Here is a 12753-nt window from a genome sequence, read left to right as displayed (position 1 = left end):
CAAAAAGCTGACAGCTCAATAGAAGTGAAACATAATGCCTCCGAAACGGGCTTCGGAGGCATTGTGGTTTTCGTAGGGTTTAATTTCTAAATGCCTTTGCCGCATAAAGCGGGACAAGGCATTCGAAGACAATGCAGAAAACTTCTGAGATCGTGGAGTAATTTATTTTGTCCAAGGTGGATTTTTAAACGCTTTGGTCAGATAATCAAGTAATACATTCACGCGCATCGGCCTTAATGGATTGGCAGAAGTAACGAGATAAAGCGCAATTGAACCGGCATCCCATTCTGGCAATATCTGTTCCAATTTGCCGGATTTTAGGCCTTCCCAGACCATAAAATCAGGAAATATTCCAAAGCCCAATCCGGCTTCTAAGGCAGGCAGAAAGGCTTCGGCATTATTGGCTCTGAAACGGGAAGATTGCGAGAGAACATATTCCTTGCCGCTCTTTTCATGGCGCAGCCGAATCATGCCTGATGCCCGACTGTTAGTATAGACAAAACTTTTTTGCTTCTCGAATGCTTTGGGATGTTGTGGCCGACCCATGCGGTCGAGATAATCGCTGGTTGCCACCCATAAAAGGCGCACCGGACAAAGCCGCCGCGCCCGTAAGGCCGAATCCGCAAGAGAGGCTATTCTAAGGGCGATGTCATAGCCCTCCCCTACAAGATCAACGAGAGCATCGCTGAAATCAATCGAGATATCTATTTCTGGATATTGCGCTAAAAAATCCGGCAGAACCGGTGATAAATGCCATAGGCCAAAAGTCGTCGGTGCCGCTATTTTGATAAGCCCCGAAGGGCGTTGGATACCGCCACGGGCTTCGGTTTCAGCCATTTCGGCTTCGGCAATAATTTTATTGGCATGTCCCAAAAGTGACCGCCCGAGATCGGTCAAAGAAATATGACGAGAATTGCGATTGAATAACGCGCTGCCCAAAGATTGCTCAAGGCGACTTACCGCCTTTGAAACGGTGGGTTTGGAAAGCTGGATCGCTTCGGCTGCCCGCGCAAAAGAGCCTAATTCAGCTACCTTGGCAAAAATCGCCCATGCTTCAAAATCGGGTAATTTCATTTTGGCATCTCGCTCAAAATCGCTTTAATTTAGTAAAAATATAGAAATAATGTATTTATATTATTTCTATATATTATCTAAAATACATCTTCTAGTCATTGATCTTGAGACGACAGGAAAGGATCAGTGGCATGATTGTAAGGCGTTCTTATAAAAATCTGGGCTTTGCTGACCATGGATGGTTGCAAGCTAGACATCATTTTTCCTTTGCCCGATATTTTGATCCCGACCGGATGAACTGGGGCGCGGTTAGAGTTTGGAATGATGACCGCATTGCGCCTGATACCGGCTTTGGCATGCATCCTCATAAAGATATGGAAATCGTTACCTATATTCGCGAAGGCGCGTTAACCCATGAGGACAGCCTTGGGAATAAGGGGCGGATAGAAGCCGGTGATGTCCAAGTTATGTCGGCCGGAACCGGCATTGTTCATAGCGAATATAACCGAGAGGCCTCTGATACTCGCTTGTTCCAGATTTGGATTATGCCCCATCAGTCAGGCGATAAGCCATCATGGGGAAGCCGATCTTTCCCGAAAAAAGATCGCGCCGGTCGTTTTGTGGTTTTGGCTTCGGGATATCCTGAGGATGAAGACGCGCTACCTATTCATGCGGATGCGGCCGTTTTAGGGGCGACTTTAAATAAGGGTGATGTCATCGACTATCCTCTGGAAGAACAACGATATGGCTATCTGGTTGTCTCCAAGGGGATGATCGAAATTGAAAATTGCACCCTTCAAGAAGGCGATGCGGCCGGATTGGCTGAAGTCGAAACGATATTCATTGAAGCCAAAGAGGATTCTGACATCGTCATGGTTGTGACGGGGGCAAAAATTTGAACGCTAATTGGCCTTGGAAAGAGCGATTTTCAAACCGAAAGCCACAAAAACGCAGCCGGTTAAGCGATCAATCACGGACAGGAATTGCCGTCTTTTTAAAAATCGGAGAAGCGGTGCTGTTGCCGAGGCCAAAATGGCGAACCAAAAAATCGTAATCATGGCGTGAATGAAGGTCAGTAAAAACGCATACTGAATTAAATGGTCAGATGATGGCATGAATTGCGGCAAGAAAGTAACGTAGAATATCCCGACTTTGGGGTTAAGGATATTGGTGAGGAAGCCTTGCCTTAAGGCCTTTACGGCCGATGCCATCGATGGATTCAGGTTATTCATCAAATTTTTTCGAGGGTGAATAAGCAGATTTATGCCCAGCCAACATAAATAAGCCGCCCCACTCCACTTGATGAGGTTATAGGTCAATTCAGAGGCTCGTAAAACAGCACCTAAACCCAGTGAAGCCGCGATGCCCCAGAGCAGACATCCAAGAGCCACACCTATACCCGCCATAAAGGCCGGACGTGTTCCGCTGCTTGTAGCGACGCGCAAGACCATAGCGGTATCAAGACCCGGTGTTATGGTCAGAAGAGAGGCTGCCGCGATAAAAGCTATTAAGGACATGGTTTTAAATCTCAAACTTTCTTGAAATTCACCTGCGGTGGAACGGGTGTTTTATTTTACGGCCAACAGCCTTCATTCTAAAAGCGATATCGCCTTTTTTAAAATATAAATGCAATCGATGATATTTGACGAGATAGCATAAGCCAATCAAGGCCGCTGTGAAGCCAGAAATTGCCCCTATGCCTAAGGCATAACGTGCGCCCCAAATATCGGCCACTCTGCCAATCAATAAACTACCGAGAGGGGTGCCGCCAACCGAAACCGCAAGAAGGATAGCAACCACCCGCCCCCTTACCTTGGAATCGGTTGATAATTGCACCAGACTATTGGAGGCAGTTGTAAAAATTTGTGCCGATAAACCGATAAGAACCAAAACTAGCCCAAAAGTCAGCGCATCCGGCATCAAAGCCCCTAAAAGGCAGCTTATGCCAAATAAGACTGTGCTGAGAAATAACAGACGAATATGCGGATTGGCCTGACCGGCAACAAACAAGGTGCCTGTCACCGAGCCGATAGCCATAGAAGACATCAACAAGCCATAAAGGCGCGCTTCACCATGAAAAACTGTGACGGCCATTGTTGAAATAAAGATCGGAAAGTTAAGCCCGAAAGTACAAATCAGAAAAAGCATTGCCAGAATAGTTTTGATATCCGGTCGATGGCGGACATAACGAAAGCCATCCGATAGGCCATGTTTTTGGTCTGTTGACTTGTCCCTTTTATACAATTCATCAAGCCGCAAAAAGGAAAGCGCTAAAATAACGGCTCCAAAAGAGGCTGCATTGAGCAGGAATACGCCGCCGCTTCCAAATGCCGCAATCAGAAAGCCGGAAATCGCGGGCCCGATTAGGCGTGCGCTATTGAAAGAGGTGGAATTTAAAGCAACCGCGTTGGGAATATCTTCTTCCTTGACCAACTCTGAAACAAAAGTTTGACGCGCAGGGGCATCTATCGCCGTGATGGCGCCCAAAATGAGGCCGAATAAATAGACATGCCATAGGCGCACCAAGCCGCTTAACGTCAGGATACCCAACCCCAAAGCGGTTAATCCCATAGCCATTTGTGTGAAAATCAGAAATTTTCTGCGGTCAAAATGATCGGCGGCATAACCCGAAAAAGGCAAAAGTAAAAAAACAGGTGCGAATTGTAGCGCCGTAATAATCCCGACAGCGGTTGCATTGTGGTGAGTTAAATGCACCAGAACCAGCCAGTCTTGTGCAATGCGTTGCATCCATGTCCCGATATTGGATACGAAGATTCCACTTATCCAAAGGCGATAATTGAAGCTGTTCAGTGACCGGAAGGTGCCATGGAAAAGTTTTTTCATCAGATGCTCGTTCTATTTTTATATGCCGAGCAGAGGCGCTTGATCCGCTAGCATCCCATATTGGAGGAATATTTTGTGAGCCATAAAAGCGAGAAAATAGCTGCGACCATAAGCGGTCGTCAGATTTTTCCGTTATTGGCCTTTTCAAGCTATGCGTCGAGAACAGGATATCAAGCGTCATGGCAAGAAAAAGGATACAGGATAGACCGTTTTGAAAAAGGCTATCACTGTATCCCAAGAGCGTTTTTGATGATAATTTTTATTAAATAAGACGTGTAACTTTATGTTTTTATGATAAAAAATTTAATATCCTATGTCGATGAAATCTGTATTTTTCGTCCTTGCCGAAATATCAACAACATTTATTCTCAACAGAATTTAACTATCAATATCATGGTGGAAGGTATCGCAGACGGCGGGATCGCCGCTATCAATCCCGCGTTTGAGCCAGCGCATTCGTTCGGCAGATGTGCCATGCGTGAAACTTTCGGGAACGGGACGCATCCCTGCGGCTTTCTCTAAAGTATCGTCGCCAATCGCCTGTGCTGCCCGCATTCCTTCTTCGACATCGCCGGTTTCTATCCGGTCGCGGTTATGGGCTGCCCAGACTCCGGCATAGCAGTCGGCCTGTAATTCCATTCTCACCTGTAGGGCATTAGCGGCGGCTTTACCGACATTCGCCTGTTGTTCACGGATTTGGTCAGATAAGCCCATTAAATCCTGAACATGATGCCCGACCTCATGCGCGATAACATAGGCTTGGGCAAAGTCACCGCTGGCATGAAAGCGGTTGACCAATTCATTATAGAAATCTGTATCGAGATATACGCGCTGATCTGCTGGGCAATAGAAAGGCCCCATCGCCGATTCTGCGGCACCGCAGCCGGAGCGGCCTCTTTGGCTATAAAAGACTAATGTCGTCGGTTTATATTTTTTACCGGCATCAGCAAAAATTTTGCCCCATGTGTCTTCCGTACTGGCTAAGACACGACAGGAGAAAAGGCTTGCGGCGTTAAGTTGGCAGGCTTGTTGTGCCGAACGAACAGAATGCGCCTGATGAGGGGCTATCGCGGATTGTGTCGAGTTGCCACCACCGATAAAGCCCAGCGGGTTTATTTTGAAAATAAAACAAATGATAACCAAAACGATCACGCCGCCGATACCAAAACGGCCAACGACAAAACCAAGTAAGCCGCTGATCAGGTTAAACCCGCCGCCACCGCCGTTATTATCGCCGCTAAAATCTTCACCGCGTTCGTCTTCGACATTATCGCTGCTTCGGTAGTCATCAAGCCGCATTATGCACCTTCCCAGTTTTACCCGCAGGCCTATTTATAGGTCGACAGCAGGTTTTATCTATAGCTTTCATTTTTTTGTGTTTTTTTTGAAAAAAAACGCTTGCAGAACACATAGCTGATTGTTATACGCGCTTCACACCCAACGCGGTGACTGACATAGTGTTCCCTGATAGCTCAGCGGTAGAGCGTCCGACTGTTAATCGGCAGGTCGTAGGTTCGAATCCTACTCGGGGAGCCATTTCAACGATAGTCCTTGTCGTTTTGCTTTTTCCTTAAAATTTATACATTGAGTCTATGTAAGTCTTGTTTTGACTTTAAGGGCTTAGAATCTCCTGAATATATCGGGGCTTGAAATATTACCTATTCTATTATTTGGGGATAGTGTGATGTTTATTCTCCTATTTCCCCTATGTTAGGATATCTGCATGCTTTAAAAATAGGTTTCTTTGTTGATCTTCTAAGAAGATATTTCTGCTTTTTGATAGGAAGTGGATAAATGGAACCATGCCTTCAATGGCAGTGCCTATTTTAGAATTTTCTATATCTTAATTCTATCGAGATTAAATCGATGGAACATAATTAAATTATGAATAACTTATCTCTTAATTCATCTGAATTAAGGTGTATTACAGATATTTTTATATATATACTATCGATAAATACCTAATAAAAAAATAGTGTTTTTAGATTTTTATAGACATTCATGGAGATGGAAATATATTTTAGATAATTTAAAGGCATTTTTACAATGTTAAAATATTTTTTCATTATATTGATATCTGTCCTAGGTTGTTTTTGGCAAAGCGTTGCTTGGGCTGGCCAATGTTATAATTTAGAGAAGGGGGAACCTTCGGAATTAACAGGCATAGTCGAATATGTTGTTTTTCCGGGCCCGCCCAATTACGAAGACATCCAAACGGGTGATACACCAGAACCAAGCTATATTTTAAAACTTCGTAATCCGATTTGCCTTTCTGGCGACGAATTTGCTGACCCCAAGAATCATTTTCAGTCAGTTCAATTGGTTGGATCCCAAACAACATCAAAGCAGCTTCATTCTCTGCTTCATCAGAATGTGACTGTACAGCTGACTGAACCGATGGCCGCCGAAACCGGACATCATCACGAGCCATTGGTGGCCACGGTAACGGCTATTCGCCCTGCGCATTCTCAAGCAAAACCAATGGATTTTACGGATGAATATGGCACGGCGGCAACAACGATACGGGCATTTTATACCGCATTAGGAGACGGGCAAGGAGAAATTGCTTCGGCTATGGTTGTGCCTGAAAAACGATCGACACCTGCCTTCTCCGCGCCGAATCTGAGCAAATTTTATGGTAGTCTGACCAATCGGATACAATTGCTGGATATTGCGCAGGAAAATACCAACAACTTTATTGTGCATTATCGTTATGCCACGAGATCGCGCATCTGCAATAGCAGAGCGGCTGTCACAACGACTATGCGTGGTGGCCGTAATTTCATACAGTCTATTCGGACTTTGAATGGCGGTTGTTAGATTCTATGGGCAGATAATAGTGGCGTGATAAACGCTATTTAATATCTTTATTTATTGGGCGCATGGGTAAATTGCGCCCAATATGCCCTTTGCCCTAGCCGTCCTTTCTTTATCGCTCATTTAACTTTTCGTTCTTTTAAAAGCATTGACCGTGGAAATCACTCTGATGGTCGTATGACAGCGTTTTCTTTGAAAATCGGGGTTTTACAGCCTTTATCAATAGGGTCAGGATGGGGGAATCATCCTCTATATGGAGAAGTATGATGTCCCCTATTTCGATACCCTCTATCCGTCTGAATGACGGCAATGATTTGCCTGCCGTAGGTTTTGGCACCTATAAATTAAACGGTGTGACCGGTGTTGACGATATCGTCAGTGCGATTAAATTCGGATACCGCTTGCTCGATTCCGCTTTTAATTATGAAAATGAAGGTGCCGTAGGCGAAGCTGTCCGAGAAGCCGGTATTGTCCGTGATAAATTGCGGATTGTGTCCAAATTGCCGGGGCGGCATCATCATTTTGAAGAGGCCATTGCAACGGTAGAGGAGTCACTTTATCGAGCGCAGCTTGATTATTACGATCTCTATCTAATTCATTGGCCTAATCCGAGCAAAAATCTCTATGTTGAGGCGTGGCAGGCCTTGATTGAAGCCCAAAAACGGGGATTGATCCGATCAATCGGTGTTTGTAACTTTTTACCGGAACATCTGGAAAGACTGATTAAAGAAACCGGCGTGACTCCAGCCGTCAATCAGGTCGAACTACATCCCTATTTCCCGCAGGAAGAACAACGCGCATGGGATAAAGCCCATGGTATCGTAACCGAATCATGGAGTCCTTTGGGACGTGCCAGCAAGTTGCTACAGGACGACACGATTAAAAAAATTGCGGATCGATTGGGTAAGTCTATCCCGCAGGTTATTTTGCGTTGGCATGTCCAGCTTGGAGCCATACCGATTCCTAAAGCCTCGAGCAAAGAGCGTCAGATTGAAAATTTATCCTTGTTTGATTTTGAGCTGTCGCCGCAGGATATAGAAGTTATCGCGACATTGGCTCAGCCTAATGGACGCTTGGCCGACCAAGACCCTGCCCGCTATGAAGAATTTTAAGGGATTATTATGCGGTAAGTCGATCATATCTGAAATAACAAAATCGACTTTGAAATAAAAAAGGCTGCCATAAAAAGGCAGCCTTTTTTGTCGATAAGGTATTTTATTGATAGATCGTTTTAGTTTTAGGCTTTGTTCGGAAGCAGGCTTTTTGAGGCTTGCTCGAACACGTCACGGGACAAATCAGGCGTGGATAAAATGCGCTTCAAGGCATTTTGCATCATTTCTGCCCGATCAAAATCATAGCGTTGCCAACGACCAAAGGGTGCAATCATTCTAGCCGCCGTCTGTGAATTGATCTTGTCGAGCGCGATAACCATATCCGTGACAAAGCGATACCCCTCCCCTGACAAATTATGGAAAGCGCGGGCATTATGGGCAAAGCTGCCAATTAAAGCGCGAGCGCGATTCGGATTTTTCAGTGTAAAATCAGGATGTTTCGCCAGTTTCTTCACATTTTCTATAACATCTGGACGGGTTGAAAAAGCCTGAACTGCAAACCATTTATCAATAACCAGCGCATTACCTTTATAGCGTTCGTAAAAAGCGGTGAGCGCCTTTTCTCTTTCTGGCGAAAAGCCGTTAACGAGCACATCCAAGGCACCACGCCGATCGGTCATATTGTCGGCTTTTTCAAATTGCTGCCATGCCATCTTGGGTGCGTCAGCCAGTTCTCCAGCCGCCAAATAGCTGAGTGCGACATTTTTTAAACGGCGCGCCCCAACGGCTTCGGGGGTATATTGATAGCTTGGCCGTTCACAGTCTTGATAGGCTTGCCGCCACAATTTTTCGAGCGCCTGCCCTAGTGTTTTTCGGAGATCATCGCGAATTTCGGCAATCCGTTTTGGATCAACGATATCGAGTTTTTCGCCGACCCTATTTTCAGAAGGCAGAATGACGGCTTCGGCAATAAAGGCGTTATCCAAATCCGTGTTAGTCAGCGTTTTTTCAACTGCATTGATAACCGTTTTTGGATCGACCGGTTCCCCCTGCACGCGAGCAACCATGAAATCAAGCATCAGCTCTTGCATCGCTTCGTAACGGGCAAAAGGATCATCATCATTGGCTGACAAGAAAGCGAGGTCTTGGGGGCTGACTGGGTTTTCAACCGTAACAGGTGCCGAGAAATGGCGGTTAATTGAAAGAAGGGGTTCTTCCGCCAGATTCTCAAAGCAGTAGCTTTCGCTGTTTTTGGTCAGCGTAAGCAACTGTTCGCCAATCAGATTTTTACCCGTTTGTTTGCCGATTAAAGCGATCGCAACAGGTAAAACAACCGGCTGTTTTTCAGGCTGTGATGGCGTAGCGGCTGTCTGTTGCGACAAAGTAAGCGTCGCTGTTTTTGTTGCAGCATTCCAAGTTAAGTTGGCCTTTAATTGGGGCGTACCTGCCTGATGATACCAGTTACGAAAATCCGTCAGATTGACCCCGCTGGCATCTTCCATCGCCGCTACAAAATTTTCGCAGGTAGCCGCTTCACCATCATGGCGTTCAAAATAAAGGTCAGTTCCCTTCCTGAATTTTTCAGCACCGAGTAGCTGGTGCATCATTCGGATGATTTCTGCCCCTTTATTATAGACGGTGGCTGTATAGAAATTCGAGATTTCGATATAGCTATCGGGCTGGATCGGATGGGCTAAGGGCCCCGCATCTTCGGGGAATTGGGCAGCCCGCAGGCTGCGGACATCTTCGATACGTTTGACCGCAGGAGAGCCGAGATCAGCCGAAAAACTTTGGTCGCGGAAAACGGTAAAGCCTTCTTTTAAAGAAAGCTGAAACCAATCGCGACAGGTGACGCGGTTGCCTGACCAGTTATGGAAATATTCATGGGCAACGACCCCTGCGATCGCATCATAATCGGCATCGGTCGCCGTGTCAGGGTCAGCAAGAATATAGCGTGAATTAAAGATATTCAGGCTTTTATTTTCCATGGCACCGAAATTGAAATCATCAACCGCCACAATATTGAACTGATCGAGATCATATTCACGGCCATAGACCTTTTCATCCCATGCCATTGCCATTTTTAAGGCATTCATGGCGTGATGAGTCTTGTTGATGTCATCCGGTCTAACCCAGATAGCGAGCGCAACTTTGCGGCCTGACTGGGTGGTAAATTCGTCGCGATAAGCAGCCAGATTACCCGCTACCAAGGCAAAGAGATAACAGGGTTTTGGGAAAGGATCATTCCAAAGCGCAAAATGGCGGCCATTTTCACCCTTGCCTTCCAATGTCAGATTGCCGTTAGAGAGCAAGACCGGAAAGGCCGTTTCATCCGCTTCCAGTCTGACGGTATAGCGGCTCAGAATATCAGGACGATCAGGGAAATAGGTAATCCGTCGGAAGCCTTCAGCTTCGCATTGCGTGCAAAGAAGTCCCGAAGAAGCATAGAGTCCCATAAGTTGGGAATTGCTTTCAGGAGAGATTTCAACCTCGGTCTCGATAATATGGGCTTCACCCTCAAGCGCGATAACCAGACCGTCTTTTTCTTGTTTTACCTGTGATTGGGCATCCTGACCATCTACTGAAAAAGCAAGAAGTTTTTGGTTATTACCATCCAATTTTAAAGGGCGATTATGGTCGCCGTTACGTTTTACCTGAAGACGTGCCTTGACCCGTGTTTTTTTAGGATCCAATGCAAAATCAAGCGCGATGGTCGGCACCAGCCAATCAGGAGGTCTGTAGGCATGACGGTGAATGACCACGGGCGTATCAGAGTGATTCTCTGACATATTTATCTCCTGAGCTTGATTGAGAGCTTTGTGATACTGAAAATAAGCTATTGAAAGAGCCATTTCTTGAAGAGACGGCTTTAATCAATCCTCATTTTGACGATGGCAGATCGCGTTGATTTACTTTGTGATTTCATCGCCAAAAACAACCCTGTTAGAACCAGAATACTCCCCGCAATGGCGGTAGGACTCCAGATATAATTTTCATATAGGGTAGAAATAATCATAGCGATGATCGGTATCATCACATGGGCATAGGCTGCCATATCAGGTCCAACGCTGTGTAAAACGTAGAAATACAAGATAAAGGCCAGCACCGAGCCAAACAGGCTTAGATATAAAAGGCTACCGATATAGGCACTACCGCCGATAACAGGCGCGCCATCCAGAAAAAGCGCCACAAATCCATTTCCGATACCGCCCCAAAGCATTGACCATGCCAAAAAAACAGCGGTCGGTTTGGATTTCCCGCGCGGTGTCGAAAGCAGGATTTCAGCCAGTGACGTACTAAGAACGGCGATAAGTGACATCGCCAGCCCCAGTTTCATTTCTGTCCGGTCGGATAAATAGGCTAGCTGGCTACGAAAAAGCAGCCCTAGGCCGATACCGGCCAAGACGGCACCAAGAATAAAATAGGGTGAGCTTTTTTTGCCTAAGAAAACCCGCGCAAAAAAGCTGTTGGGGACAATGATAAGGGCAAAGACAACCGCCACCAACCCTGATGTAATATGTCGTTCCGCCGCGTAAAGAAAGCCATAGTCAATGGTAATCAAAAGCAAGCCAACGGTTATGCAGAAAAATTGGTTACTGCGGTCGAGGGTCAATTTATACCCTTTTATCCGACAGAACAGCAGCATCATCAATCCCGCTATCATAAAACGATAGCAGACTGACCAGTTAGCGGGGACAGAATGGACTTGATCCCGAATGACAATCCATGTCGTACTCCAGATCAAAATTACCAGCAAAAAAGGCAAAAAAACCTTGGGGGATGTCAGCCTTAATTCTGGCTGACTATCCCTTTCTGCTTCCTTCATTCTATCCCCTCTTTCGGATGGTTATCCGACCTTCTTTTTATAAAGCCTTTAAGGCTTTTTCTAATGCAACGACTTCATGTTCCGGCTGATCCCATGAGGCAACCAAACGGATTTTGTCATGACCCCAGTCATAGAAAACAAAGCCTTGTTTCCGTAATTCTGCCCGTTCTTCCATCGAAATGAACAGGAAGACTTCATTGGCTTTGACCGGATAGGCATGTCTTTTAGGATCGACGGCTTCCGCAATCCGTTTGGCAACAGCATTGGAAGAGCGCGCCAGATCAAGCCACAAATCATTTTTCAACATGGCTTCGATTTGAGCCGCAATAAAGCGACCTTTGGACAGCAAATGACCTGCCCGTTTCCGGCGGCGTTTATTGTGGGCGGCAAGCTCCCGATCGAAGAAAACGATCGCTTCTGCTGCCATGGCACCATTTTTGGTAAAGCCGAAGCTCATCAAATCAACACCGGCTTTCCATGTCAGATCAGCCGGATTGCAGCCGAGAGCAGCAACCGCATTAGCAAAACGGGCGCCATCCAGATGGAAACGCAAGCCTTTTTCACGGGCAACCGCACCAATAGCCGCTGTTTCTTCTGGCGTGTAAAGCTGACCTAATTCGGTTGAATTGGTAATGGTCACCGCATGAGGTTGCACCATATGGACGCTGTCAGCGATCGCTTCGGCTCTTGTCTTTAAGGCTTCGGGCGTCATTTTAGCGCCTTCGCCCGGAACCAATAACAATTTGGAACCGCCCGTGTAAAATTCAGGGGCGCCGCCTTCATCCGTTTGGACATGGGCATCCTGACTGCATAAGACCCCCCCAAAAGGCGGACAGATAGCGGATAAAGACAGGGCATTGGCCGCCGTTCCGGTGACCGCCCAATGAGCCGTTACTTCTGTCCCGAATAATTCCGAGAAAATAGCGTCAAGTTTCTGACTCCATTTATCGGAATCATACGCCATGTCGCTTTGATTGGCGGCAATAATAGCATCCATGACGGGGGCTGCGACCGTGGCAGCGTTATCGGAAAAGAAACGAATACTTTGCATTATATTCACTATCCCCAAATGATGTATGATAGCTTATCATGAATTTTTGTTATAAAATAACAATGTTATACCGAGTAAGGTGGTGCATCTAATCCGGCTGCGCTTTTTGTAAAGATTTCGCAACCCTTTTCTGTGATGCCGATAGAATG

Annotated in this window: 11 protein-coding genes and 1 tRNA gene; 5 read left to right on the top strand and 7 right to left on the bottom strand. The window is 46.1% G+C overall.

The annotated features are described in order from the left end of the window. Positions 1-162: 162 nt before the first annotated feature. Positions 163-1074 carry a LysR family transcriptional regulator gene (locus tag LDL18_RS06975; protein ID WP_296508132.1) on the bottom strand — a complete coding sequence of 304 codons (912 nt, stop codon included), beginning with the start codon at positions 1072-1074 and terminating at the stop codon, positions 163-165. Between the two features lie 131 nt (positions 1075-1205). Here LDL18_RS06975 and LDL18_RS06970 point away from each other — a divergent pair, with 131 nt between their 5' ends. After that, on the top strand, positions 1206-1913 hold the full coding sequence (locus tag LDL18_RS06970) for a pirin family protein (protein WP_296508130.1): 708 nt from the start codon (positions 1206-1208) through the stop codon (positions 1911-1913). Between the two features lie 3 nt (positions 1914-1916). Here the strand turns inward: LDL18_RS06970 and LDL18_RS06965 are convergent, their stop codons facing one another. After that, positions 1917-2531 (bottom strand): LysE family translocator, encoded by a 615-nt coding sequence (locus tag LDL18_RS06965; protein WP_296508128.1) that lies wholly within the window; start codon positions 2529-2531, stop codon positions 1917-1919. Between the two features lie 28 nt (positions 2532-2559). Further along, on the bottom strand, positions 2560-3858 hold the full coding sequence (locus LDL18_RS06960) for an MFS transporter (protein WP_296508126.1): 1299 nt from the start codon (positions 3856-3858) through the stop codon (positions 2560-2562). A gap of 75 nt (positions 3859-3933) precedes the next feature. On the opposite strand from LDL18_RS06960, the gene LDL18_RS06955 reads away from it, so the two are divergent. Further along, positions 3934-4128, top strand: a complete 195-nt coding sequence (locus tag LDL18_RS06955) for a hypothetical protein (protein ID WP_296508124.1) — start codon at positions 3934-3936, stop codon at positions 4126-4128. 108 nt (positions 4129-4236) lie between these two features. Here the strand turns inward: LDL18_RS06955 and LDL18_RS06950 are convergent, their stop codons facing one another. Continuing rightward, complete coding sequence (locus tag LDL18_RS06950; protein ID WP_296508122.1) at positions 4237-5157, bottom strand: neutral zinc metallopeptidase; 921 nt, start codon at positions 5155-5157, stop codon at positions 4237-4239. Between the two features lie 162 nt (positions 5158-5319). Here LDL18_RS06950 and LDL18_RS06945 point away from each other — a divergent pair. The 3 genes from LDL18_RS06945 to LDL18_RS06935 all read left to right on the top strand — a co-directional run bounded on the left by LDL18_RS06945 (position 5320) and on the right by LDL18_RS06935 (position 7787). After that, positions 5320-5394, top strand: a tRNA-Asn gene (locus LDL18_RS06945). A 510-nt stretch (positions 5395-5904) separates the two neighbouring features. Then, positions 5905-6678 (top strand): hypothetical protein, encoded by a 774-nt coding sequence (locus LDL18_RS06940; RefSeq protein WP_296508121.1) that lies wholly within the window; start codon positions 5905-5907, stop codon positions 6676-6678. Between the two features lie 260 nt (positions 6679-6938). Next, positions 6939-7787 carry an aldo/keto reductase gene (locus LDL18_RS06935; protein ID WP_296508119.1) on the top strand — a complete coding sequence of 283 codons (849 nt, stop codon included), beginning with the start codon at positions 6939-6941 and terminating at the stop codon, positions 7785-7787. A 125-nt stretch (positions 7788-7912) separates the two neighbouring features. Here the strand turns inward: LDL18_RS06935 and pepN are convergent, their stop codons facing one another. The 3 genes from pepN to LDL18_RS06920 all read right to left on the bottom strand — a co-directional run bounded on the left by pepN (position 7913) and on the right by LDL18_RS06920 (position 12604). Next, positions 7913-10516, bottom strand: coding sequence for an aminopeptidase N (gene pepN / locus LDL18_RS06930; protein WP_296508117.1), 2604 nt, complete (start codon positions 10514-10516; stop codon positions 7913-7915). Positions 10517-10596: 80 nt separating this feature from the next. Further along, positions 10597-11553 carry an EamA family transporter gene (locus LDL18_RS06925; protein WP_296508115.1) on the bottom strand — a complete coding sequence of 319 codons (957 nt, stop codon included), beginning with the start codon at positions 11551-11553 and terminating at the stop codon, positions 10597-10599. A 37-nt stretch (positions 11554-11590) separates the two neighbouring features. Then, the gene (locus tag LDL18_RS06920) at positions 11591-12604 is read right to left on the bottom strand and encodes a low specificity L-threonine aldolase (RefSeq protein WP_296508113.1); all 1014 of its coding nucleotides are present in this window, start codon (positions 12602-12604) and stop codon (positions 11591-11593) included. Positions 12605-12753: the final 149 nt, after the last annotated feature.

Origin of the sequence: Zymomonas sp. (assembly GCF_020216885.1) — a bacterium.
Taxonomy (GTDB): domain Bacteria; phylum Pseudomonadota; class Alphaproteobacteria; order Sphingomonadales; family Sphingomonadaceae; genus Zymomonas.
This window is presented reverse-complemented; position numbering and strand designations above follow the sequence as displayed.

Coding starts and splice junctions, on each gene's coding strand:
- LDL18_RS06950 (WP_296508122.1), bottom strand. CDS start 5,157: ATGCGGCTTGATGACTACCGAAGCAGCGATAATGTCGAAGACGAACGC.
- LDL18_RS06970 (WP_296508130.1), top strand. CDS start 1,206: ATGATTGTAAGGCGTTCTTATAAAAATCTGGGCTTTGCTGACCATGGA.
- LDL18_RS06920 (WP_296508113.1), bottom strand. CDS start 12,604: ATGCAAAGTATTCGTTTCTTTTCCGATAACGCTGCCACGGTCGCAGCC.
- LDL18_RS06940 (WP_296508121.1), top strand. CDS start 5,905: ATGTTAAAATATTTTTTCATTATATTGATATCTGTCCTAGGTTGTTTT.
- LDL18_RS06935 (WP_296508119.1), top strand. CDS start 6,939: ATGATGTCCCCTATTTCGATACCCTCTATCCGTCTGAATGACGGCAAT.
- LDL18_RS06975 (WP_296508132.1), bottom strand. CDS start 1,074: ATGAAATTACCCGATTTTGAAGCATGGGCGATTTTTGCCAAGGTAGCT.
- pepN (WP_296508117.1), bottom strand. CDS start 10,516: ATGTCAGAGAATCACTCTGATACGCCCGTGGTCATTCACCGTCATGCC.
- LDL18_RS06965 (WP_296508128.1), bottom strand. CDS start 2,531: ATGTCCTTAATAGCTTTTATCGCGGCAGCCTCTCTTCTGACCATAACA.
- LDL18_RS06925 (WP_296508115.1), bottom strand. CDS start 11,553: ATGAAGGAAGCAGAAAGGGATAGTCAGCCAGAATTAAGGCTGACATCC.
- LDL18_RS06960 (WP_296508126.1), bottom strand. CDS start 3,858: ATGAAAAAACTTTTCCATGGCACCTTCCGGTCACTGAACAGCTTCAAT.